General features: G+C 43.9%; 25 protein-coding genes and 2 pseudogenes. 14 read left to right on the top strand and 13 right to left on the bottom strand.

Going from position 1 to position 21637, the window contains the following annotated elements:
* Positions 1-171: 171 nt before the first annotated feature.
* Together GQR42_RS24955 and GQR42_RS24950 are read left to right on the top strand one after the other, a co-directional pair.
* The gene (locus GQR42_RS24955) at positions 172-630 is read left to right on the top strand and encodes a hypothetical protein (protein WP_233271162.1); all 459 of its coding nucleotides are present in this window, start codon (positions 172-174) and stop codon (positions 628-630) included.
* Complete coding sequence (locus GQR42_RS24950) at positions 627-1235, top strand: PIN domain-containing protein (RefSeq protein ID WP_158202033.1); 609 nt, start codon at positions 627-629, stop codon at positions 1233-1235. The genes GQR42_RS24955 and GQR42_RS24950 overlap by 4 nt, the downstream gene beginning before the upstream one ends.
* Positions 1236-1422: 187 nt before the next feature.
* Here the strand turns inward: GQR42_RS24950 and GQR42_RS24945 are convergent.
* Both GQR42_RS24945 and GQR42_RS24940 read right to left on the bottom strand, forming a co-directional pair.
* A pseudogene (locus GQR42_RS24945) lies at positions 1423-3008 on the bottom strand (protein kinase domain-containing protein); the annotation flags it as partial.
* A 148-nt stretch (positions 3009-3156) separates the two neighbouring features.
* The gene (locus GQR42_RS24940) at positions 3157-3783 is read right to left on the bottom strand and encodes a TetR/AcrR family transcriptional regulator (protein ID WP_158202032.1); all 627 of its coding nucleotides are present in this window, start codon (positions 3781-3783) and stop codon (positions 3157-3159) included.
* Between the two features lie 233 nt (positions 3784-4016).
* Between GQR42_RS24940 and GQR42_RS24935 the strand changes: the two are divergent.
* The 4 genes and pseudogenes from GQR42_RS24935 to psbC all read left to right on the top strand — a co-directional run bounded on the left by GQR42_RS24935 (position 4017) and on the right by psbC (position 7963).
* Positions 4017-4492, top strand: a pseudogene (locus tag GQR42_RS24935) (YbjN domain-containing protein).
* The gene (locus tag GQR42_RS24930) at positions 4455-5216 is read left to right on the top strand and encodes a lipoate--protein ligase family protein (RefSeq protein WP_158202031.1); all 762 of its coding nucleotides are present in this window, start codon (positions 4455-4457) and stop codon (positions 5214-5216) included. Before GQR42_RS24935 ends, GQR42_RS24930 begins: the two are co-directional and overlap by 38 nt.
* A gap of 325 nt (positions 5217-5541) precedes the next feature.
* On the top strand, positions 5542-6597 hold the full coding sequence (gene psbD / locus GQR42_RS24925; RefSeq protein WP_158202030.1) for a photosystem II D2 protein (photosystem q(a) protein): 1056 nt from the start codon (positions 5542-5544) through the stop codon (positions 6595-6597).
* Positions 6581-7963, top strand: a complete 1383-nt coding sequence (psbC, locus tag GQR42_RS24920; protein ID WP_002747027.1) for a photosystem II reaction center protein CP43 — start codon at positions 6581-6583, stop codon at positions 7961-7963. The genes psbD and psbC overlap by 17 nt, the downstream gene beginning before the upstream one ends.
* Before the next feature lie 60 nt (positions 7964-8023).
* Here psbC and cobD read toward each other — a convergent pair whose 3' ends face one another.
* Both cobD and GQR42_RS24910 read right to left on the bottom strand, forming a co-directional pair.
* Positions 8024-9091 carry a threonine-phosphate decarboxylase CobD gene (cobD, locus tag GQR42_RS24915; protein WP_158202029.1) on the bottom strand — a complete coding sequence of 356 codons (1068 nt, stop codon included), beginning with the start codon at positions 9089-9091 and terminating at the stop codon, positions 8024-8026.
* A 31-nt stretch (positions 9092-9122) separates the two neighbouring features.
* Positions 9123-9407 (bottom strand): HU family DNA-binding protein, encoded by a 285-nt coding sequence (locus GQR42_RS24910; protein ID WP_002759570.1) that lies wholly within the window; start codon positions 9405-9407, stop codon positions 9123-9125.
* Positions 9408-9953: 546 nt separating this feature from the next.
* Here GQR42_RS24910 and GQR42_RS24905 point away from each other — a divergent pair.
* Both GQR42_RS24905 and ureE read left to right on the top strand, forming a co-directional pair.
* On the top strand, positions 9954-10439 hold the full coding sequence (locus GQR42_RS24905) for a DUF4168 domain-containing protein (RefSeq protein ID WP_158202572.1): 486 nt from the start codon (positions 9954-9956) through the stop codon (positions 10437-10439).
* Positions 10440-10516: 77 nt separating this feature from the next.
* Positions 10517-10993 carry an urease accessory protein UreE gene (gene ureE, locus GQR42_RS24900; RefSeq protein ID WP_079207696.1) on the top strand — a complete coding sequence of 159 codons (477 nt, stop codon included), beginning with the start codon at positions 10517-10519 and terminating at the stop codon, positions 10991-10993.
* Between the two features lie 481 nt (positions 10994-11474).
* Here the strand turns inward: ureE and GQR42_RS24890 are convergent, their stop codons facing one another.
* Positions 11475-12122: a Uma2 family endonuclease gene (locus tag GQR42_RS24890; protein WP_002759554.1), complete on the bottom strand. Its 648-nt coding sequence runs from the start codon at positions 12120-12122 to the stop codon at positions 11475-11477.
* Between the two features lie 241 nt (positions 12123-12363).
* Here GQR42_RS24890 and GQR42_RS24885 point away from each other — a divergent pair, with 241 nt between their 5' ends.
* Positions 12364-12645 (top strand): hypothetical protein, encoded by a 282-nt coding sequence (locus tag GQR42_RS24885; protein ID WP_158202028.1) that lies wholly within the window; start codon positions 12364-12366, stop codon positions 12643-12645.
* Between the two features lie 23 nt (positions 12646-12668).
* Here GQR42_RS24885 and GQR42_RS24880 read toward each other — a convergent pair whose 3' ends face one another.
* On the bottom strand, positions 12669-13649 hold the full coding sequence (locus tag GQR42_RS24880; RefSeq protein WP_149976693.1) for an aspartate carbamoyltransferase catalytic subunit: 981 nt from the start codon (positions 13647-13649) through the stop codon (positions 12669-12671).
* An 83-nt stretch (positions 13650-13732) separates the two neighbouring features.
* Between GQR42_RS24880 and GQR42_RS24875 the strand changes: the two genes are divergently transcribed.
* From GQR42_RS24875 to GQR42_RS24865, 3 genes are all read left to right on the top strand, one after another.
* Positions 13733-14332, top strand: coding sequence for a GUN4 domain-containing protein (locus tag GQR42_RS24875; RefSeq protein WP_158202027.1), 600 nt, complete (start codon positions 13733-13735; stop codon positions 14330-14332).
* A 114-nt stretch (positions 14333-14446) separates the two neighbouring features.
* Positions 14447-15904, top strand: a complete 1458-nt coding sequence (locus GQR42_RS24870) for an efflux RND transporter periplasmic adaptor subunit (protein ID WP_158202026.1) — start codon at positions 14447-14449, stop codon at positions 15902-15904.
* A gap of 5 nt (positions 15905-15909) precedes the next feature.
* Positions 15910-16413 carry an ureidoglycolate lyase gene (locus tag GQR42_RS24865; RefSeq protein ID WP_158202025.1) on the top strand — a complete coding sequence of 168 codons (504 nt, stop codon included), beginning with the start codon at positions 15910-15912 and terminating at the stop codon, positions 16411-16413.
* A gap of 5 nt (positions 16414-16418) precedes the next feature.
* Here the strand turns inward: GQR42_RS24865 and GQR42_RS28025 are convergent, their stop codons facing one another.
* The 5 genes from GQR42_RS28025 to GQR42_RS24845 all read right to left on the bottom strand — a co-directional run bounded on the left by GQR42_RS28025 (position 16419) and on the right by GQR42_RS24845 (position 19498).
* Entirely contained in the window at positions 16419-16571 is a 153-nt protein-coding gene (locus GQR42_RS28025; RefSeq protein WP_199273238.1) for a hypothetical protein, read from the bottom strand.
* The gene (locus GQR42_RS24860; RefSeq protein ID WP_158202024.1) at positions 16558-17436 is read right to left on the bottom strand and encodes an SDR family oxidoreductase; all 879 of its coding nucleotides are present in this window, start codon (positions 17434-17436) and stop codon (positions 16558-16560) included. The genes GQR42_RS28025 and GQR42_RS24860 overlap by 14 nt, the downstream gene beginning before the upstream one ends.
* A gap of 3 nt (positions 17437-17439) precedes the next feature.
* The gene (locus tag GQR42_RS24855) at positions 17440-17748 is read right to left on the bottom strand and encodes a hypothetical protein (RefSeq protein ID WP_002737657.1); all 309 of its coding nucleotides are present in this window, start codon (positions 17746-17748) and stop codon (positions 17440-17442) included.
* Between the two features lie 159 nt (positions 17749-17907).
* Positions 17908-18969: an ABC transporter permease gene (locus tag GQR42_RS24850; protein ID WP_158202023.1), complete on the bottom strand. Its 1062-nt coding sequence runs from the start codon at positions 18967-18969 to the stop codon at positions 17908-17910.
* A 10-nt stretch (positions 18970-18979) separates the two neighbouring features.
* On the bottom strand, positions 18980-19498 hold the full coding sequence (locus GQR42_RS24845; protein ID WP_158202022.1) for an adenine phosphoribosyltransferase: 519 nt from the start codon (positions 19496-19498) through the stop codon (positions 18980-18982).
* Positions 19499-19596: 98 nt separating this feature from the next.
* On the opposite strand from GQR42_RS24845, the gene GQR42_RS24840 reads away from it, so the two are divergent.
* Together GQR42_RS24840 and GQR42_RS24835 are read left to right on the top strand one after the other, a co-directional pair.
* The gene (locus GQR42_RS24840) at positions 19597-20223 is read left to right on the top strand and encodes a DUF3038 domain-containing protein (protein ID WP_158202021.1); all 627 of its coding nucleotides are present in this window, start codon (positions 19597-19599) and stop codon (positions 20221-20223) included.
* Between the two features lie 2 nt (positions 20224-20225).
* Positions 20226-20879: a DUF4335 domain-containing protein gene (locus GQR42_RS24835; protein WP_158202020.1), complete on the top strand. Its 654-nt coding sequence runs from the start codon at positions 20226-20228 to the stop codon at positions 20877-20879.
* 10 nt (positions 20880-20889) lie between these two features.
* Here the strand turns inward: GQR42_RS24835 and GQR42_RS24830 are convergent, their stop codons facing one another.
* Positions 20890-21243 carry a HigA family addiction module antitoxin gene (locus GQR42_RS24830; protein WP_158202019.1) on the bottom strand — a complete coding sequence of 118 codons (354 nt, stop codon included), beginning with the start codon at positions 21241-21243 and terminating at the stop codon, positions 20890-20892.
* Between the two features lie 15 nt (positions 21244-21258).
* The gene (locus GQR42_RS24825; RefSeq protein ID WP_158202018.1) at positions 21259-21543 is read right to left on the bottom strand and encodes a type II toxin-antitoxin system RelE/ParE family toxin; all 285 of its coding nucleotides are present in this window, start codon (positions 21541-21543) and stop codon (positions 21259-21261) included.
* Positions 21544-21637: the final 94 nt, after the last annotated feature.

Raw genomic sequence — 21637 nt, 5'->3', positions numbered from 1 at the left:
ATCAAAGCACTTAATCCCTTATCACCTCCTAAAAGAGACATTAAGGGTTAAATTTTGCCAAGAAATTGCTTGAAGTTTTGTAAAGCAACTTGACCTAAAGACAGAATTGTGTATGATCATTCATCAATAATTTTACCCGGAGTGCTGTGTATGGTTTCATCAGTTCATCTTATGGCTTCTGGCTGGGATTTAGCAGTTAATAACCGCAATGGTCAACTCGCTCTTGTGGTTGAGGTCAAGTGCAAAACCAACGTATCCCAAGAATGGGCGGCAAAACTCCGACGCAATATTCTGGCACACGGTACTTTTGCCAAGGCTCCCTATTTTTTGCTGGTCTTTCCTGACAGATTTTACTTATGGAGTAATGTTGGGGCTTTTCAGGAGCAGAGTGAACCTAGTTACATGATTGATGCAAGTCCCATTCTTCAGCCTTATTTTCAACGAGCAGGGGTAACGAATGACCAAATTAGTAGGCAAAGTCTTGAACTAATTGTTGCTTCCTGGTTGGGAGAGATTATTTATTCTGAAAAGCCGCCTGAAGCTCTCGATGATTCTCAGCGTTGGTTGATTGATTCAGGCTTGTATGCTGCTTTAGCTGGAGGAAAATTTCAGCGTGAGGCGGCGGCGTGAATATCTATGTTGAAACAAATTTTGTTTTAGAGCTAACCTTCGAGCAAGAGCAGTGTCTAAGCTGTGAGCAGATTCTGCAACTTTGTGAAACAGGACAAGCCAAACTAATTATTCCAGCATATAGTCTAGCTGAACCTCACGAAAAACTGACTCGTCAAGCAAAGAGTCGTCGGGAACTTCAACAGTTACTAGATACTGAGTTACGTCAACTTTCACGCACAGCTTCTTATGCAAGTCGGATCAAGAGTATTCAAGATATTGCTAGTTTAATGGTGCAAAGCAATGAAGAAGAACGACATCGTTTTAATAAATATCGAGAACGCCTCCTCAAGGTAGGAGAAATTGTGGCACTTACTGCTGATATTTTAATCGAAGCAGCATCTTATGAAACGATATATGATTTAACGCCACAAGATGCTCTTGTCTATGCCTCGGTACTTCATCATTTACGACGTTATCAGCCACAGCAGGCGTGTTTTTTGAATCGAAACTCAAAAGACTTTGATAGTCCTGATATTGTTGAAGAACTGAATCAATTCAACTGTAGGATGATTCCCCGATTTGATCGTGGTTACAGTTTTCTTCAGTCGCAGTTATCGTCCTAGTAGCTGAGATCAAGCTTTTCGGTTGAGTTGAGCGCTTTAATACTTAGGAGAAAACTGCTCGATTCAAAAATTTGAGCTAAAACCCAACATTTTTAAAGACATCGGTGCAGTTGAGTTTCCCGCAAGTGTCGCTCATTTTTGATAGACAAAAGTTATTGCTGTCACCCCCAACACAAGTTTACTGTCCCACCCGCCAAATTTTGATAGTATCGTCACCACTCCCACTAGCTAAATAGCGACCATCGGGACTATATACTACTGACCTAACCCTGTTAGAATGACCAGTAAGGGTACGCAATTCTTTTCCCGTTGCTACCTCCCAAATTTTGATAGTTTGGTCCCAACTACCACTAGCTAAATAGCGGCCATCGGGACTATATACCACTGAGTAAACCCCCCAATAATGACCAGTAAGGGTACGCAATTCTCTACCTGTTGCTACCTCCCAAATTTTGATAGTATCGTCACTACTCCCACTAGCTAAATAGCGGCCATCGGGACTATATACTACTGACCCAACCGTGCTAGAATGACCAGTAAGGGTTTTATCTAAAAAGCGAAGACTAGATAAATCAGATATTAATAATTGAGGACTAGCAGGAAATATTTCATATTTTAAATAACCGTAACCTTGGGTTATTCCTATCCCTAATAACAAAATGCCACCAAGAGCTATCATTCTGTTTCTCAGATTATTATTTTTAACCGGTTGTGCTGGTGTTTTTTTGGTACAGGTACAGGTAAAACCGGCGGAGAAGGATTAATCTTAGGAATAACCGGCGGTTGTTTTTGAGTTACAACAGGCTGCGGATTTTGTGGTGGTGGAGATGGTCTATTAGGAGTTGTAGGAGGTAAATTTAACTGTTTTTCAATCTCATCTAAACGTTGTAAAATAAACCTAGCATTAGCTGGCCTATTCTTGGGCAATCTCCCCATTAACTCGTCAATAAAATCCAACAATAACGGGTGAATATTTTCCGTTTCTTCTCGCCAAGATAAAACATCATTAACCGCATCATAAATTTCTAAAGGATGTTTTCCGGTTAATAAATGCACAAAAGTTCGTCCTAAAGCATAAAAATCTGATTGAATCACTGCTTGGCCATGTTGTTGTTCATTGGGTGTATATCCGGCTGAAGTAATACCTGTTACTTGTTGACCTTTTACCTTTTGATGATAGGTTTGGGTTTCTTCCCTTGCCGTCCCAAAATCAATTAACACCAACTCGCCACTATTCCGCAGCATGATATTAGGGGGTTTAATATCACGATGCAGCCAATTCTGTTGATGAATTTTATCGAGAATTAAAGTAATTTCTCTCAGCCATTTTAAAGCTCGTTTTTGACTTAACTTATCATACTGCTTTAGCCACTGTTCTAAATTAATCCCCTCCACTTTTTCCATGACTAAACAGTGTAATATTTTCCCCTCTCTCGTGGAATATTGAAAATAGGCATCCGCTTGAGGAACACCGATGACATTTTGACGACTTAACTCTAATAAAACGTCATATTCCCGTTTAAATAATTCCACTGCCTTCGGTTGATTATTCCATTTTTCTTGTAATACCTTGAGGATTTTAGCTGTAAAACCCTCAAAAACCTCATAAACAACCCCAAAACCGGTCGGATCACTCAATAACCGACTTACCCTATATTGACCATTTAACAACAATTGAGAGCCGCAACTTTGACAGTAACGAGTATTCGAGTTATTATTACTCGGATGATCTGGCTGAGAACAATCGGGATTAATGCAGTAACAGGGTTTCATCTCGGCTATTTTATCGGGTGAATAATTGCAAGTTTTCCCTTACCTGTCTTTGAAGGCATTTTATCATAAGTAAGCTAAAACGGATTTTAACCGCCTATCCTTAGATTAGCTGTCTCGGAGTCTCGACTAGGAAATTAATTTTGCAGGCCTACTTAACTAACACTCCATTCAGAAAAATTTCGGCAATACCTTCGGCCATTTCTTGTAAAGCTAAGGGGGAAGCATTGGCATCTAAAATAGTTTCAGTGGAAAAACCGGCAATTGCGAACATTCCTAGAAAAACCTGGGCCACAATTTTCGGATTCATGGGACGATAGATACCACGATCGATCGCTGTTTGAAAAAAAGCCTCGGCCACATCGGTCATTTTAGCAATTACCTCCGATTGAATTCGGTCTTTTAATTCCGGGTGAAATTGCGCCTCTATAAAACAAACTCGCAATAAATCGCTATTTTCTCGCATTCTCAACACCCTACGTCGCATCACCTGCGCTACCGCTTTATAACTGCCCATTTCGCTCAATTCCGTCAGCAAGTCGGTGAGAATATCCACCCATCCCCTAGTGGCCACTTCGATTAAAATCGCCTTTTTGTTGGGAAAATAACGAAATAAAGTTCCTTCTGCCACATTTGCCTTTCCTGCTAGGTCTTTAGTCGTGGTTCCTTCATAACCCTTAGCGGCAAATAAACGTAAAGCGGCCTGTAGAATACGACTACGGGTATCTTCTTCCCCAGAATTGGTCTGAGTTAGGGAACTTTGAAAAAGACTTTGCATAATTATTGACAGCTAGAACGGGATAGAGCCATTGTCATCGATCAAGTTAGGTGTTTACTCAAATGCTTCATAAAATTTTGAGTAATTGGGGAAGTGGGGAAAGTGGGGAAATTCAACTAAAACCCCAAAACCCTAAAACCCCAAAACCCTAAAACCCCACTTCCCCAACCCGAATGTCTTTTTTTCTTTTCCCTTAGGATAAGATTGTGATCGATCGAGTTTAGGGAATTTTTATGACCACAGAAAGTTTAGCGACTTCAGAAGCAGTAGAGTCAATGACCGATGAATTTCTGGTTAGTACGAGCAGTCACAAAGAAATGATTGAAATGGTTATTTCTACTCTGCAGCAGAATGATACTGCTATGGTACAACATACAGAAAAAGGTTATCTGTGGAAGTTTCAGTATGGTAGCGTTGAGGTATTTGTGCAGTTAACTGGGGAAAGCGATGATGATTTCTCACGGTGTGGTCTTCTGTCCTCAAATTACCCGTTAAGGATGAATTGGGATTAACTCGCAAGTTATTAGCGATGAATTGTGCCGAAACCTTTGAATCTCATTTTGGCATTATGAATGATCAGGTGGTGGTGATTTTTCAGCGTAGTGTGGCCGATTTGTCTCCCGGGGAGATTTCGCGAGCAATTACTCTCGTGGCGACGGTAGCAGATAATAATGATGAAATGTTACGAGAATCCTTTGGTGGCAGCTAAAATTTGGCGTTATATCCCGCCAATTATCTCATCGGCAGAGCTACAAATGGCGATCGATTCTTGGTTACTAGAGCAACACCGTTGCAGTCATCATCCCCCGACTCTGCGTTTTTATCAATGGTCGCCCCCGGCTATTTCCTTGGGCTATCATCAACGGCAATATCCCGATTTTTGGCGTAATTTGACTTGGCAAGGTCAAAAAATCTCCCTAGTTCGTCGTCCTACCGGTGGTCGAGCCGTACTACATCAGGGGGATTTGACTTATATGGTGGTAAATTCGGGGATGAAGGGGAATATTAGGGAAGTTTACCAGCAAATCTGTCAATTTTTAATTACAGGCTGGCAAAATCTCGGTCTAGAATTGTCCTACGGTGCTGCCGGCCGGGGATATATCCATTCTGCTAACTGTTTCGGTACAGCTACTGGTGCGGATTTAGTTGATAATTGGGGAAATAAATTTATTGGAAGCGCCCAACTGCAACGGGGTTGCTATGTTCTCCAACATGGTTCGATGGTGCTAGAGCAAGATAATTCGCTGTTTGAGCAAGTTTTCGCCAGTTCCGCCCCTCAAAAGCTGAATTTAGCCCCAGATTTGACCCTAGAGACAATTATCGCTACCCTGAAAACCGCCGCCGAGGAATGCTTCGATTGTCAATTGCTAGAGCAACCCCTAGGGGATTGCGAGTGGCAATCGCTTAAAAAAATGAATATAAATACTCATTGACAAAAAAGTTTTTGTGTGTATAAAAAATCAATTATGAGTCAAGTTGTATAGATTTGTAATTTTTTGCTAATAATGGTTAAAGGTAGATAGAGGCCACAAGAAACCAAAGTCTTACCGAACTCGAAATTATTGTCTAGCTTGTGCTAGTTTAAGAAACGTTAATCTTTTACAGTTTGTGAGGATTAACTAGCGATCGCAGCTAGGTTAGTCAAGCTAATCCAGTCAATTGATCGCGCCATCTTATAAGACAATGGGAGTAATCCCAGACTCAAAAAAGTTAAGAAATCTTGCCCGTGATTTCAGTTAAGCAAGAGGAAAAATACCCATGACCATTGCTGTCGGACGCGCCCCAGAAAGAGGGCTGTTTGATGCTCTCGATGACTGGCTCAAAAGAGACCGTTTCGTCTTCATCGGTTGGTCTGGTTTACTACTCTTCCCCTGCGCCTTCCTGGCCCTAGGTGGATGGTTAACCGGCACCACCTTCGTCACCTCCTGGTACACCCACGGGTTAGCCAGTTCCTACCTGGAAGGCGGCAACTTCCTCACCGTTGCCGTCTCCACCCCCGCCGATGCCTTCGGTCACTCCATCCTCTTTCTCTGGGGACCGGAAGCCCAAGGAAACTTCACCCGTTGGTGTCAAATCGGCGGTTTATGGCCCTTTGTCGCTCTCCACGGTGCTTTCGGCTTGATTGGCTTCATGCTACGTCAGTTTGAAATCGCCCGTTTAGTCGGCATTCGTCCCTACAACGCCCTCGCCTTCTCTGGCCCGATTGCGGTGTTCGTCAGTGTCTTCCTGATGTACCCCCTCGGTCAGTCTAGCTGGTTCTTTGCCCCTAGCTTCGGCGTGGCTGGTATCTTCCGTTTCATTCTCTTCTTCCAAGGCTTCCACAACTGGACACTGAACCCCTTCCACATGATGGGTGTAGCTGGTATCCTCGGTGGTGCGCTTCTCTGTGCTATTCACGGAGCGACGGTAGAAAATACCCTGTTTGAAGACGGTGAAGGTTCCAACACTTTCCGGGCTTTTGAACCCACCCAAGCGGAAGAAACCTACTCCATGGTCACTGCCAACCGTTTCTGGTCGCAAATCTTCGGCATTGCTTTCTCCAACAAACGTTGGTTACACTTCTTCATGCTCTTTGTCCCCGTGACTGGTTTATGGATGAGTGCTGTGGGTGTAGTGGGGTTAGCGCTTAATCTACGGGCCTATGACTTCGTTTCTCAGGAATTGAGAGCGGCGGAAGACCCGGAATTTGAAACCTTCTACACTAAAAATATTCTGCTTAACGAAGGTCTGAGAGCTTGGATGGCTCCCCAAGACCAACCCCACGAAAACTTTATCTTCCCTGAGGAGGTTCTCCCGCGTGGTAACGCTCTCTAATATCCCTACCGCTAGTGGTCGTGACCAAAGTTCCACCGGCTTCGCTTGGTGGTCTGGTAACGCTCGTCTCATCAACCTCTCCGGTAAACTGCTCGGCGCTCACGTCGCCCACGCCGGTTTAATCGTTTTCTGGGCCGGGGCGATGACCCTGTTTGAAACCGCCCACTTTATCCCCGAAAAACCGATGTACGAACAGGGTTTAATCCTGCTTCCCCACTTAGCGACCCTCGGTTTTGGGGTCGGTCCTGGGGGTGAAGTAGTCGATACCTTCCCCTACTTCGTCGCTGGTGTTCTGCACTTAATTTCTTCGGCTGTACTCGGTTTTGGTGGTATCTACCACGCTATCCGCGGACCGGAAACCCTAGAGGAATACTCTAATTTCTTCGGTTACGACTGGAAAGACAAAAACCAAATGACCAACATCATCGGTTATCACCTGATTCTCTTGGGTTGTGGTGCGCTGTTGTTGGTATTTAAAGCCATGTTCTTTGGCGGTGTCTATGATACCTGGGCTCCCGGTGGCGGTGATGTCCGCGTCATCACTAATCCTACCCTCAACCCCGCAGTTATCTTTGGTTATCTGACCAAAGCTCCTTTCGGTGGCGAAGGCTGGATTATCAGCGTCAACAACATGGAAGATATCATCGGCGGTCACATCTGGATTGGCTTAATCTGTATCGCTGGCGGTATCTGGCACATTCTCACCAAACCTTTTGCTTGGGCGCGTCGCGCTTTCATCTGGTCTGGAGAAGCCTATCTGTCCTACAGTTTGGGTGCTCTTTCCATGATGGGCTTTATCGCCGCCGTTTACGTTTGGTTTAACAACACCGCCTATCCCAGTGAATTCTACGGTCCGACCGGTATGGAAGCTTCCCAAGCTCAAGCTTTCACCTTCTTGGTGCGTGACCAACGCTTAGGTGCTAACGTCGCTTCTGCCCAAGGCCCCACCGGTCTAGGTAAATACCTGATGCGTTCTCCCACTGGCGAAATCATCTTCGGTGGTGAAACCATGCGTTTCTGGGATTTCCGCGGTCCCTGGTTAGAACCCCTCCGCGGTCCTAACGGTTTAGACCTCGACAAAATCAGAAATGACGTACAACCCTGGCAAGTACGCCGCGCGGCTGAATACATGACCCACGCTCCTTTAGGTTCCTTGAACTCTGTGGGTGGTGTTATCACTGACGTTAACTCGTTTAACTATGTGTCTCCTCGCGCTTGGTTGGCCACCTCTCACTTCACCCTCGCCTTCTTCTTCCTGATTGGACACCTCTGGCACGCTGGACGCGCTCGCGCCGCTGCCGCCGGTTTTGAGAAAGGAATTGACCGCGAGACTGAACCCGCATTGGCAATGCCTGACCTCGACTAATTTCGGTTAGTTCGATGGCAGTAGAAAACGGGTTTCTCCGAGAAACCCGTTTTCTGTGCGTTACTCAACGGATTTAGTATCAGACGCGGCTAAAATACTCTCTAAAGCCGATAATAATCGTTGATTTTCTGCCGGTAAACGGACAGCGACCCGAAAATAATTGCTGCCCAATTCGGGGAAACTGAGACAATCGCGGATGAAAATTCGATGATATTTTAATAAAGCTTCCTGTAGGGGTAAACAGGAAGATTGAGATTGCACTAAGAGGAAGTTAGCGGCACTGGTTTGGGGCTGTAATTGCGGAAAATTAGCTAATCCCTGCCATAAATCCTCACGGGCTGCTGTTAACCAGTCCCAAGTTTGTTGTTGAAAATCCCTATCTTCAATTGCTGCAATAGCGGCAACCACAGCCAAGTTATTCACCGACCAAGGATCGCGCCATCTTTGCCATTGTAACAGGCGATCGGGATGAGCGAGGACGTATCCTAGACGTAAACCGGGGAGACTGTAAAATTTAGTTAGGGAACGCAAAATCACCAGATTGGGATATTCCGGCAACAAGTCTATTAAACTCTCCTGTTGTGGCGGGGGTAAAAAATCCATAAAAGCTTCATCCACTACCACCAAACCAAATTGCGATAGATAGGGACGAATGGCCGCCACCGTCCAGAGTTTCCCCGTGGGATTGTGGGGATTATTAAGTAATAAGCCTTGTTTTTTGGGGTTAACCGGCTTTAAACTGGTTAAATCTAGGGAATGTTGGCAGATTTTTCCCCCAAAACTTTTTAAAGCCCGTTCATAATCGTTAAAAGCGGGTGTTAGTACATAAACACTATCAAATGAGGCCAATTCCCGACCAGCCCAGGTTAATAACTCAGCCGCACCATTGCCGGGGAGAATCCAATCTGGTCCGATATTGTGCCATTGACCGAGGGCAGAACGCAACTGCCAATACGCGGGGTCAGGATAACGAGTCAGACTGGTTAAATGGCTTTTAATAGCGGTTAGGGCGCTTTCTGGCGGACCGAGGGGATTGATACTGGCAGAAAAATCGAGAATAGAGGAAACCGGACAGCCGGCAATAGCGGCCGCCCAGTCAAGATTACCACCATGTTTAGGTCTAGGCAAAAGACTTACAGCGATCCAAGCTCAACAGTAATTATTCCTTATCTGGGGCCACTCTGTCTTTAAACAGTTTACCCGCCGAGAAAGCCGGGACGCGAGTGGCCGGAATCTCCATCTTATCGCCGGTTTTCGGGTTGCGTCCTTCCCTGGCCTGACGTTCCCGGGCCTCGAAGGAACCGAATCCTACTAGGGTTACTTTGTCCCCCTCAGAAACCGCTTCGATAATGGTTTCGATGGCGGCAGTGAGAACAGCATCTGCTTGTTTTTTGGTGACAGAGGCTTTGAGAGCGATTTGATCGATTAATTCACCTTTATTCATGCGCTAACTCCTTGTTTTGCGGTTTTTCTGAGTTTAGGGTGGTTGTCAGTAGTTTATGGTTCCCCTGTGGAGGACTCGCCAGGATCGAGATCACTAAATAATGCCTCAAATCCTCATTGGCTATATATTCCACTGCATTATTCTAAGCGGGAATTGTCTCGATCGGGATCGCTGAAACCTTTAATTTATCTAGATTTCCCCCCGATTCCCCAGCAAGGGGAGAGACAAAAGGGAATAAGCGAGAGATTAACAGCGATATAAGCTAATAAAAAGAGATTAGCTGGCTAAATTGCCGATAAATATTCTCTAAAAGCGATAGGCATCCTAACTTCCCAAAAATCGTTCATCGGTTCTCTCCAAGATTTTTGACTAATTTTGCCCCTAGAAACGTTAAAAAAGTTTACCAAAGCAATTTCTGCCCAAAAATTAAGGTTCGGGCCCAGGAGATATTGGCTAGAATTGGAACTTATGATCGTTAAAAATATTCAAAAAAGCAGGATTTAACTGGAAAGTTTGCTATCATTATCTATTCAGCGACAAACTCGCATGGTGATTTACTGCTATCCCCTAGCCGATCTAGGTCAAAGCTTAAGACGTTCTTTTATTGTGACTTTTTTGGCAGTAATCGCCATTCTTGGCGGTCTGATTCCCGAATTTTCTTGGACGACGGAGGTGGTTAGTTTTCAGTCTTCCGCTTATACTCAAGATTTTACGGCTGACCAAATCAAACGTTATGCCAAAGCAGTTTTGTTGATCGAAATCCAAAGAAAACAAGCTTATCAGGAAATTTCGCAAATTTTAGGGAAAAGTCCCCCGGCAATTACCTGTAACCAACGGGAAAGCTTTAATAATCTTCCAGCTAATGCCCAAAGAATTGCCGTCGATTATTGTAATAACTCAAAAAAGATTGTCAAAGATAGTGGCCTGACCGCGGCTGAATTTAACGCCATTACTAACCGGATTCGTACCGATGATAGCTTGAGACGACGGGTGCAAAATGAGATGATTCGTCTGCAGCGGCAAAAGAAATAGAAAAAGTTCCTCAGTTTTTCGGGTCAAGCTGGAGTCAGGGCTACAATTAAGAATGTTTTTTCCCATTGACTACTACCATGTTAACTTTTACCGAGCGCTTACCCCCCCGTCATACCGCTAGTCCACCTCCCCCAGAAACGGTAGTTTTTAGCCTTCTGCTTACGGCCGAAGAACGCACCCGCAGCCGTTATCGTCTCGACAGTCCCGAAGGTTTTTCCCTCTGTTTTCGTTTACCCCGCGGCACCATTCTACAGGATCGCGATTTCCTGCGGGGGGAAAACGGCGAAATTATTCAAATTATTGCTAAACCAGAACCAGTTATCACTATTACCGCTCCTTCAACCGATTTACTCCTCAAAGCCGCCTATCACCTCGGTAATCGTCATGTGGCCTTAGAAATTAACCCCGATTACCTCCGTCTGGCCCCCGATTCTGTCCTACAAGCAATGTTAGAAGGTTTGGGATTAACTGTAACTGAAGAAATCGCCCCCTTTAACCCCGAAATCGGCGCTTATCAGCATTATCATGACCTGGAAGAGGCAAAAAAGGGATAGTTAGCTAATCTTGCCCAATGCCCTTTCTGATTTAGAGTAAGCAAAAATCAAACTCGGTTTCGACTTACCTCTTTTCCTACCATAAATTGTAGTTTTTGGGCATTATCTTAACAAAATTTAACTGACAAGAAAACAGTAACTTTTTAACAGCCTCTACGGGATATTTTCTTAATCAAGAGGCTCTCATTCTGCTAGTTTCTAGAATTTTAATCGGCCTCGGTGAATTGATTAATTATCAAAGTAAAAATCGAACTACGAGGAATGAATAACCATGATACTTTCAGAACTAGCACCAACGGCTGTAACCTCTGTCCTGTCTGATTTATCCACACCCACTGAGGTTAAAAAATCCCCTGCTCAAAACAATGATCTAATCTATTTTTGTGAACTAGATTCTAGTAACAAACTGAATCATTGAACCGCAAGAAGTTTATACAACTCTCGACGGACAAATTTATCTAAGTCAAAAATGTTAGGATTTTCAACTATTATCTATATTTTCCGTCAGCCAATTTTTAAAGTTTCTGATGGCTTCACTTCTCCCCAGCTGTTGACTTTGTTTAACAAATTGATTAATTAATTCAATAATCGGAATCTGAGGAAAATTGGGACTGCTTAAAGACTCAATATATTCTCCTTCTTGTAATAAATTAATCTGTAGGCCACTTTGAGTATAACGCCACAGTTCGGGAACACCTAACTGTCGATAATTATCTAAATAGGTACGGGAAGTAATATCAATTTCTAGGACTAAATCAGGGGGGGGATCACTTTCTAAATTAAGTCTATTTTTGCCAATAACGGCTTGATAGTTTTTAATATAAAAACAGGCATCAGGTTCAACCGCTTGATTCATCCGCTCGTTTTTAAATGTTGTTGATCCTAACGGTTCAAAATCAATATTGAGTACTTCTAACAAAAACTGAACCATATAACTAATGATTTCTTTATCTTTTTCATGTTCGGGTAAAGGTACCATAATTTCTAATATTCCGTTACTGTAGGATAACCGAGAAGCACGACTTTCTCCTAATTCTGATAATATTGTCTCAAATTTTTGCCAGTTAAGCTCTTTTAAAAGTAACTGTTGACCGGGATTGACGATAATTTGTTCTAAGGCTAATTGCATGGCTTTAGCTGAAAATGTTGATTTCTTAGTTTAATTATACCCTTCCCTTGAGAACGGAATTCGGTATCGGTCAAAGTTCCTAGAAAAGCCCCAGGGATAGCTTGAGTATTTATACTTATTGCAATCTAGGTATGCTTCCCCTAAGATAAAGTTGATCGGTAATCGTGCCGAACTAATTACCGAAAACTTGGGTCTAAAACCCTTGGAATGATGTTTTTATTGTATTCAGGAAGTTGAAAAAATGAAGACCAAATCGATCATAAGCTTACTATCCCTTAGTATTATGGGAATGTCAATCTATGCAGGTCAAGCTAATAGCAGTGATTATCGAGCTTTGACCGCAGAAGAAAAATCACGGTTGACTGATGCTTTGTTAAAACAGGGTTGTAGGAATCCTAGAGCGATGAAATTTGATGTTGAGACTAACCTATTTGAAGCAGAAGATGCTGTGTGTGAGGGAGGAAGAAAGTATGATATTTACCTTGATAGAAACTTTAGGATTGTTTCAATGAAACCAGACTAAAAGAGCAAATCCCTGAGAAGCTTTTACTGGTCGCTGCGAAGATTACCGATGAGGTATAACAAAGCCATTCTGACAGCGACACCACTGGTAACTTGTTGGGAAATCAGACTAAAATCGGGATCGTCCATTAAATCGGAACTAATTTCCACTCCCCGATTCACAGGACCGGGATGAAGTACCTTCACCCCCGGTTGACAGGATTGCAAACGAGGACGAGTAATGCCAAAACTTTGATGATATTCCCGTAAACTGGGCAAAAGATTGGCAGTCATTCGTTCTTTTTGCAGTCGCAGGGTCATGACAAAATCGGCCTTTTCTAAAGCTGGTTCTAAATCCCAGTGGAGAAATAGGCGATCGCACAATTCCCCAAAATATTTCGGCAGTAGGGTGGGGGGTGCGGACAAATGTACTTCCGCCCCCGCCGTGGTTAAACTCCAGATATTGGAACGAGCGACACGAGAATGGAGTATATCCCCAACAATAGCGATTTTTTTGCCCTCTAACAGTTCTAAACGGGGATTTTCTTCATCTAACAGACAACAGATCGTAAACAGGTCTAAAAGTCCCTGGGAGGGGTGTTCGTGTTGACCGTCCCCGGCATTAAGAATACTGACCCCCGACTGCAAACGATCCATTTCTGCGGCAATTAAATCGGGAACTCCCGACTGTTGATGTCGAATGACAAAGATATCCGTACCCATGGCCACATAGGTTAAAGCGGTATCGAGAATCGTTTCACCCTTAGTCAAACTGGAACTACCCGGGGCAAAATTGAGAACATCGGCCGAGAGACGTTTGGCCGCTAGTTCAAAACTACTACGGGTGCGGGTGGAGGGTTCAAAAAAAAGATTTGTCACCACTTGACCTTGTAGGGCCGGCACTTTCTTGGTACGTCGGGAAAGAACTTCACGAAAACTAGAGGCCGTTTGTAGCAGGGTTTGGTATTCTTCCGGTTGCCAGTCTTGCAATCCCAAAATGTGGTGTCGGATCCAAGTGAAAGCCATAGGAGTTAAGGAGGCGGTAAAAACGGCAAATTTCGTCTATGCTATTGTAGGATTTCTTTGCATCAGGTTAATAAATAGGGTTTATGAGAATTAATTTTTCCTTGTGTCAGATCACTCTTGCGATCGCTTTATTTCTCAATCCCTTACCGGCGATCGTTGCCCAGACTGCCGCCTCTGGGGAAATGGTATCACCGACCACGGGCATTAATTACACTCGCCTGAAAAATCTCCTCGCTCAACAAAATTGGCGACAAGCTAACGATGAAACCCGTAATTTAATGCTGAAAGCAACCGGACGGGAATTACAGGGCTGGTTTACCATGGAAGACCTGCAAAAATTGGCCTGTTGGGATCTGCAAAAGATGGATCAACTCTGGCAAGAAGCTTCCGGGGGTCGTTTTAGTTTCAGTACCCAATTTCGCATTTTTATCGAGACAGGTAATCGACCGGGGCGCTTAGTGGCGATCGAAAATTTTCAAACTTTTGGCGATCGCATCGGTTGGCGTAAAAATGGTGATTGGATTATTTTTAAAGAAAATCTTAACTATACCCTCAATGCCCCTGTCGGTCATCTGCCGGCGCCCCGGGACGAATATCAGATCGCCGGTGGTCGCCTAGAATACACCACCCTCGCCCAAAGATTAGTTACCTGTAATATAGTGAGCTTAGGGCAAAGCAAATAAGAATCACGGCGATCGATTCTGTAGAGTAAAATTTAAGGAAAAGCTTCTCTCCTCATCTTCCCTTTTTTTCCGATTTACTAGCACTTTTTCTGCCAAAAACCCCTAAATTTAACAATGATTAAACGATCCGTTAACGTATCGAGAGCGATCGGTTCGTCGATCGCCGTTTCCCTAATTGTCGCCGGTTGCGCCCCCCAGGGACCCCAGGCCACCGGACCGGCGGCTGTTCCCGTCAAACTGCAAACCCTCGGCACCGACAAATTAGTGCAAAGTAGCGAATTTGTGGGTACTTTGCTCGCCCAAGAGCGTGTTAGCGTCTCCCCTCAGATTACCGGTCGGATTCGCTCTATTTTCGTTAAATCTGGCGATCAGGTAACTCAGGGACAAAAAATCGCCGAATTGGATCCCGAACAACAACAGCAACAGGTCAACGCTGGCATCGGCCAAGTAAATTCGTCCAAAGCGAACCTCAATGCGTCTGAGGCGGATTTACGGCAAAGACAAGCTCAAGCATCCGCTAATAAAGCCCAAATTGCCCAGAATCGGGCAAATGTGGCCAATGCCGAAGCTAATGTTAAAAGTCAGATCGCCACGTTGAGCGCCGCCGAAGCCGATTTACAGAGAGCGAGAGCTAATTTAGATTTAGCGGAAAAAAACCTACAAAGAGCCGAATTTCTGGTCAGACAAGGCGCACAGCCCCAACAGGATTTAGATAATCGCCGCCGCGACATTCAGGCCACCAGGGCGGAAGTAGAGGCCCGATCTAAAAATCGTGATGCGGCCCGTCAACAGGTGACGGCGGCTAGAGCTACCTTACAGGCAAACAAAGAAGCATTAAATATCGCCATTCAAAACGAATTAGCGTCACAGCAACAGGTGGCGGCGGCAGCGGCAACAGTGAACAGTCGTCAAGCGGCAGTGGCCAGCGCCGAGGGGCAATTAGGGGCGACGCGTCAGAATTTAGTTTTTAACACCATTACCGCCCCGATTGCTGGTTTTGTCGGCGATTTTAATCAAAGAAAGGTCGGCGATATTATCTCCCTAGGTGAAGAATTAACCTCGTTGACTAACAATAAAATTTTGGAACTAAATGTGCAGATTCCCGTGGAATTACAACCGCGTCTGCGTGTCGGGTTGCCCGTGGAAATTATTAATCCTGATGGCAGTGCGGGGGTTCGCGGTCAAGTAACTTTTATTTCCCCCACTGTTTCCCAAGCTACCCAATCGGTTTTAGTGAAGTTTTCTTTTACTAATGATGGCAGTCTTCGCAATAACCAATATGTGCGGGCGCGGGTAATTTGGGATCAAAAACCGGGGGTATTAATTCCCACCACGGCAGTGACTAGCATCGGGGCGCAAAATTTTGTTTTTGTGGCCGAAAAAGAAAAGGCTAAAGAAGGTCAAGAAAATGCCGAGGAGCGTTTAGTGGTAAGACAAAAACCAATTCAAGTTGGCACAATTCAAGGGCAAGCTTATCAGGTTATTTCTGGAGTAAATGCCGGGGAAAGAATTGCTATTAATAATATTCTTTCTCTCCGAGATGGTACAGCTATAACTGTTAGTCAGCAGTAATTTTTATGAGTAATTCGATTACCGTTCTTCCCCTGTTAGCGCAACTAATTACCGCCGAAAGTTTCCGTCCCTACGGTCAATTAATAACCCCTAGCCATGATGGGAAAATATTTGATGAAAGCGATGCACAACTGCATTTAAAAAACGGTGTGCCACGCTTTTATATTATGCGTTTACAGACTCGCGGACGTAAATTTAAGCGAATTACTCGTCATAGTCAATGTACCCAATGTCTCGGTTCTTTGGGGGGACAAGAGTGGTTTTTAGGAGTGGCCCCCCCTAGTCCTCAGACTCAACCGGATTTAGAAAAATTAAGGGTTTTTCGCATCCCCGGCGACTGTTTTATTAAATTAGAGGTGGGAACTTGGCACGCTGGCCCACTTTTTGATCAACCGGTGATCGATTTTTATAATCTCGAATTGAGCGATACTAATATTATCGATCATTTTACCTATAATTTTGCCCAAGAGCAGTCAATAGAATTCGAGATTGTTGATGGAAAAAATTAATTTTTTTACTTAACTTTTCGCAATCCTTTAGAAAGATAGGCAACGAAAAAAGCTAACACTCCTGTCATCCCTACCTCGAAATAATTAGTCATGAGAATAGCGGTAAAAAAAAGGAGCAAGATAATTAATACAGTCCGCTTTTGTTCAGGTAATTTCATCTCTAATTGCCTCTAATTCGGTTTTATTACTTAATGGTTGATAACCCAAAGAAAAAGCGAGAGAACTATCAAGAGAAACATCCTGCGGACGCGGCGCAATCATGGGAACATCGCACTGTAAACAGGGTTTTATTTGTTCCCTAGGAAGGTTAAAAACTGCCGCCATTAGTAACCCAAATTGATAACGAGAAACTCTTTCTTTCCCCCCCAGATGAATAATCCCTTGCACTTTTTCTAATGCCAAAAGTAAACCATTCACCGCACTATTAACCCCAACAGCAGTCCGATATTCATCAGTAAATAGAGATAATTCTTTTCCCTCTTGGAGGGTTTTTAAAAAGGGTTGCAGAAAACTATTAGCGTTGGGAGAAGGGGAACCAAACATCAAAGGCATTCGACAAATAGCTGCCCGAGGATATACTGCTAAAATGCCCTTTTCTGCCGCTACTTTTTGCTCACCATAGACACTGACTGGAGAAACGGTATCATTTTCGGAATAGGGGGCATTTTTACCATCAAAAACTAAATCGGTAGAGGTAAAAACTAGGGGTATTTGATATTGACTACACAAACGAGCAATTTCTAGAGAGGCTGTCAGATTAATTGCCTCGGATGCTTGGGGAAATTCTTGACAGAGATTCGGTTTTGATTGGGCAGCCCCATGAATTACCGCATCGGGTTTAATCTGTTGAAAAAGTTCTTTAACTGCGGCCAAGTCTGTTAAATTAATTTTAATTAAATTCGGGTCATTACTATTGACATTGTGCTTAAAGTATGTACCGAAACTGGCCCAAGATGAGCGAGTTTTTTGGTAAATATGCCAACCTAAAAACCCACTAACTCCAGTGATTAACAGCTTTTTCATAGTTTAGAGATTAAATCCTTTTTCGTAGGCTAAAAACTGTACCTGTGGTTCCAACGGTTCACTCACTAAACCAATTCCTGCAAATCCCCATCGCTGCATCAGTCCCTTTAATTGTGTTCCTGAGAGAGTTTCCACTGAAAAATTATTGGCTAAATCCTGAGCATGGGTATTGATATAACTTAAAGCATCGTAGGATTCTTTAAACAGAAGCAGATAACTAGCCGGAGTTTCGCTTTCACCTTTTCTCAGACGCGCTACTAGATATTGTCCGTCTTGTTTTGACCTGAGTAAATAATGTGTAGTTGCTAACATATTTTGTTAAGTAAAAAGTGAAAAGGGAAAAAGGGGTTGGGGATTGGGTTTTGGGGTTTTGGGGTTTTAGGGTTTTAGTTTAAATTTCCCCCATCTCCCCATCTCCCCACTGATAACTGATTACTGTTTACTGATAACTGATAAAATTTCCCTATCTCCCTACTTTAAATCCTCCAATTTAATTCTAGGATCTACAGCTTTGAGAAGTAAATCAGCCAGAAGATTACCGATAATCAACATAGTAGCACCCATCATTAAACTGCCCATAACTAAATATAAATCTTTAGCCGTCACAGCTTGCAGAATTAAACGACCTAATCCGGGCCAGTTAAAGAAAAATTCGGCGATAAATGCCCCACTTAACAAACTAGAAAATTCAAAGCCCAAAAGAGTTATCAGCGGATTAATAGCATTGCGTAAAGCGTGGACATAGATAACTTTATTTTCTGGTAAACCTTTCGCCCTGGCGGTTTGAATATAATCCTGTCGCAGAACATCTAATAATTGTCCTCGCATCAATCTTTGTAATCCGGCAAAACTGGTAACTGTCAGGGCAATAGTTGGTAAAATCATGTGCCAAGCGATATCTAAAACTTTACCGATAGGGGAATATTCCGAATAGTTAATACTGGTCATATCACCCACCGGTAAAAGCGGCGAGACATTTTGGGCGAGAATTAGCAGTAAAAGGGCAGTGATAAAACTGGGGAAACCTTGACCAAGATAACTGATAACTCGGAAAAATTTATCGATAAATTGGTTTTGTTTGACGGCGCTGAGAATGCCCAAAGGAATCGCAATCGCCCAGGTTAAAATGATGGAAGTCAAAGACATTAATAACGTCGCCGGAATTCTCTCTAATAATAGGGAAGACACGGGACGAAAATAGGTAAAACTCAGACCAAAATTAAACTGAGTTACCACCTGCCACAACCATTTAAAATACTGGACAATCGGCGGGTCTTTTAAACCAAAAAGAGCAATATATTGTTCTTTAGTTTCCTGACTAATCTTGGGATTAAGGTCAAGCAAAGCTAGAAAACCGCCGGGGGTTAATTGGATAATAGCGAAACTCAAAGCCGAGGCCAACAACAGAGTTAATAAACCCTGGAGAACACGCTTGACAATATATAAAAAAGTTTCGCTAGTTAGGAGAGATTCTAACCCATTAGCACTCGATCGAGCGGTTTTAGCCTTATAATTATCATCAGTCGCCGTCATAGAAAAAACCCTAATAATCGATGATGGTAATAATCGGTAAATCTGGTAACTTTTCCCGACCCCCGAGGTCGAGTAACTCGATGATAAAGGCAAATCCTAACACCTCGCAACCAATTTTTTCTAATAAATCGGCCGTCGCTTTCGCCGTTCCTCCCGTCGCAATCAAATCATCGACAATTAAGACTTTATGATGGGATGCCACCGCGTCTTGGTGAATTTCGAGGCTATCGCTTCCGTATTCCAAATCATACTCGATACTGTGAACGGCGGCGGGTAATTTGCCCGGTTTCCGGACAGGAATAAATCCCGCTTCTAACTGGTATGCTAAGGGAACCCCAAAGAGAAAACCCCGCGATTCCATACCGACAATGTAATCGGGGGATAAACCGTAATCGCGACACTTTGCCGTTAGGGTATCGATCGTGTAACGTAATCCTTGGGGATGATTGAGTAGGGTAGTAATATCGCGGAAGACAATACCCGGTTTGGGAAAGTCAGGAATATCGCGAATCAGTGATTTCAGATCCATTCGGTTTCCGTGTCTCGTAAAATGGGGGACAGCTATCTATACAATACAATTTACAATATCCTGACTCGACCGCCCTTGTGTTCTAGTTATCCTATATCATGACCTCTACTAGCCTAACGCCCGAATCTACAACATCAGCCCCAGAAAAACCAGTTATTTTAAGCGTTTTACCCGATTTTCCGATTGCCAGTCAGCAATGCGCCCTACATCTCCAACAGCATATCGATTTAATGCTATTAGCGTTGGAATCCTTAGAAGTCGGTGCCGGGGAGGCCCTGTTAGCCCTCTCTAAAGAACTAGGACTTGATAAAATTGTCAGAAACCGGATTATTTTCTGGCGCTTACGCTGTACTAATCCCTGGCGAATTTCCTACACCCTCGACCGTCTCACCCTTGACCAAGCAAAAGCTTTAGTTATCATTGCCAGTTATCGGGCCAAACCCCTAGCTATATCCATCCGACAATTACTGTTAGCGCGGCAACAGATGGAATCAAAAGGTTTACCCGTGGATAATAATTTTCTTTTATCAGAATACCTAGAAAGATTTCGCTCCAATTTTCGCAGTCGCATGAACCCCCGTCGGGCCAAAGTATCGGTTTATCTAGCTGATGAAAATGCCCTAAATGAACTAGCTTTATCCCTCCTCGATCGGTTATTATTTTGTACTGGTACGACGGGAATGCAGCGGTTTTGGATTAGTTTATTTGATGGGGAGATCGTGTAGAAATGAGAAGACAGTATAGCTTGCCCAATTGTACCCTGATTCTCGATGGTTTCGGCGATAATTTCGCCCCGGCTAACCCCGGTGATAGCCGACCTTTACTCTCAATTTTGACTAACGTAGAATGTCGGTTAATCGGGGCCAATAAAGTCCTGCAAGGTGGTCGGGTTTTCTTGGAAAATTTAGTACAAGCGGTCAGTCAGTATGCCCAAGAATTTTTGAGTGGTGTTCGTCATCCCCAAGATCCCGTCCATGAACCAGATCATGTGTACCTAGAAAAGATTGACCATAATCTCCATCGTCTGGTTTGGTATCCATCAACGGACTTGAATATCCCAGAAAGTCCGGTCAAGATAGAAATCAGTACCGTGCAGTTATTCGATTTAATAGAAGCGATTGACCAATTTTTTGCCGATACTCGCACTTTACCCGACCTAACCCTGAAATTACAGCCAGTTTCCCGTCGCTACCATAAGGTTAATGAATCGGTGGCCAGTCGAACAGTGCCTTTTTTGGCGGGATTAGGCAGTCTTGTCGCTTGCGCCCTACTTTTCTATCTGTTACCCGTCCCCCAAGTCCGTAAACCCGAAAATCCCCCCATTCCTGCCGCTTCTCCCAGTCCCACCGTCCCCACTAATCCCGTCCCCCCTCCCAGATAAAATTAGGACCCTAAGCTACATCTGTAAATGGAGTGATGGGAATGTGGTTATAAACTTCGGCATTCTTTGCCTGAGCTTGACGGAGATCGTAGTCTGTTTGAAGATTCAGCCAAAACTGAGGACTGTTACCAAAATATCGTGACAGACGCAAAGCTGTATCCGCAGTGATACTACGCTTACCGGCTAAAATCTCACCGATACGAGTTTGAGCTACGCTTAAATCTTTACTCAGTCTGTAGGGGGTAATATTGAGCGGTTCCAGAAAATCTAACTTGAGGATTTCACCGGGATGGATATTGGGCAACCGGTGCAACTGAGCTTTTACATTGAGCTTGTCGAAATGTGTCGAAGTGTTGTTATTCATCGCATTTAGCTAATTTTAGTGGTAGTCCACTATCTCTACCTGATCAGCATTGCCTTCATCAGTCCAAATGAAGCAAATTCTCCATTGGTCATTAATACGGATGCTGTACTGGCCCTGACGATCGCCCTGCAACTTCTCCAACCGATTACCCGGTGGGACACGCAGATCATTAATCGATACCGCCGCTGCAAGGATTAGCAGTTTTCGTAGAGCGACCGATTGAATATCAGGGGGATAGTGACGAGACTGAAACCCCTCGAAAATGAGCTTAGTCTCTTCGGACTTGAAATTGACGATCATGACCAAATCCTAACGCCTAACGATACTATTGTCAAGCAGACGTAAGCCTTCGCCCCACACCCTTCTCCCCTGCTCTGTCCCAGTTTTTAGAGAA

The sequence above is a fragment of the Microcystis aeruginosa FD4 genome (assembly GCF_009792235.1).
Lineage (GTDB): Bacteria > Cyanobacteriota > Cyanobacteriia > Cyanobacteriales > Microcystaceae > Microcystis > Microcystis viridis.
The sequence above is the reverse complement of the archived record's forward strand: the minus strand, read 5'-3'. Positions and strand labels throughout refer to the sequence as shown.

Bases quoted from the DNA above. Each gene is read 5' to 3' on its own strand.
- GQR42_RS24850 (WP_158202023.1), bottom strand. From the start codon at position 18,969: ATGACGGCGACTGATGATAATTATAAGGCTAAAACCGCTCGATCGAGT.
- GQR42_RS28025 (WP_199273238.1), bottom strand. From the start codon at position 16,571: ATGAAATTACCTGAACAAAAGCGGACTGTATTAATTATCTTGCTCCTT.
- GQR42_RS24830 (WP_158202019.1), bottom strand. From the start codon at position 21,243: ATGAATAACAACACTTCGACACATTTCGACAAGCTCAATGTAAAAGCT.
- GQR42_RS24825 (WP_158202018.1), bottom strand. From the start codon at position 21,543: ATGATCGTCAATTTCAAGTCCGAAGAGACTAAGCTCATTTTCGAGGGG.
- GQR42_RS24840 (WP_158202021.1), top strand. From the start codon at position 19,597: ATGACCTCTACTAGCCTAACGCCCGAATCTACAACATCAGCCCCAGAA.
- GQR42_RS24860 (WP_158202024.1), bottom strand. From the start codon at position 17,436: ATGAAAAAGCTGTTAATCACTGGAGTTAGTGGGTTTTTAGGTTGGCAT.
- GQR42_RS24845 (WP_158202022.1), bottom strand. From the start codon at position 19,498: ATGGATCTGAAATCACTGATTCGCGATATTCCTGACTTTCCCAAACCG.
- GQR42_RS24885 (WP_158202028.1), top strand. From the start codon at position 12,364: ATGAAGACCAAATCGATCATAAGCTTACTATCCCTTAGTATTATGGGA.
- GQR42_RS24875 (WP_158202027.1), top strand. From the start codon at position 13,733: ATGAGAATTAATTTTTCCTTGTGTCAGATCACTCTTGCGATCGCTTTA.
- GQR42_RS24955 (WP_233271162.1), top strand. From the start codon at position 172: ATGGCTTCTGGCTGGGATTTAGCAGTTAATAACCGCAATGGTCAACTC.
- GQR42_RS24865 (WP_158202025.1), top strand. From the start codon at position 15,910: ATGAGTAATTCGATTACCGTTCTTCCCCTGTTAGCGCAACTAATTACC.
- GQR42_RS24870 (WP_158202026.1), top strand. From the start codon at position 14,447: ATGATTAAACGATCCGTTAACGTATCGAGAGCGATCGGTTCGTCGATC.
- GQR42_RS24835 (WP_158202020.1), top strand. From the start codon at position 20,226: ATGAGAAGACAGTATAGCTTGCCCAATTGTACCCTGATTCTCGATGGT.
- GQR42_RS24905 (WP_158202572.1), top strand. From the start codon at position 9,954: ATGGTGATTTACTGCTATCCCCTAGCCGATCTAGGTCAAAGCTTAAGA.
- GQR42_RS24910 (WP_002759570.1), bottom strand. From the start codon at position 9,407: ATGAATAAAGGTGAATTAATCGATCAAATCGCTCTCAAAGCCTCTGTC.
- psbD (WP_158202030.1), top strand. From the start codon at position 5,542: ATGACCATTGCTGTCGGACGCGCCCCAGAAAGAGGGCTGTTTGATGCT.
- GQR42_RS24940 (WP_158202032.1), bottom strand. From the start codon at position 3,783: ATGCAAAGTCTTTTTCAAAGTTCCCTAACTCAGACCAATTCTGGGGAA.
- ureE (WP_079207696.1), top strand. From the start codon at position 10,517: ATGTTAACTTTTACCGAGCGCTTACCCCCCCGTCATACCGCTAGTCCA.
- GQR42_RS24880 (WP_149976693.1), bottom strand. From the start codon at position 13,649: ATGGCTTTCACTTGGATCCGACACCACATTTTGGGATTGCAAGACTGG.
- GQR42_RS24890 (WP_002759554.1), bottom strand. From the start codon at position 12,122: ATGCAATTAGCCTTAGAACAAATTATCGTCAATCCCGGTCAACAGTTA.
- GQR42_RS24855 (WP_002737657.1), bottom strand. From the start codon at position 17,748: ATGTTAGCAACTACACATTATTTACTCAGGTCAAAACAAGACGGACAA.
- GQR42_RS24930 (WP_158202031.1), top strand. From the start codon at position 4,455: ATGATGAAATGTTACGAGAATCCTTTGGTGGCAGCTAAAATTTGGCGT.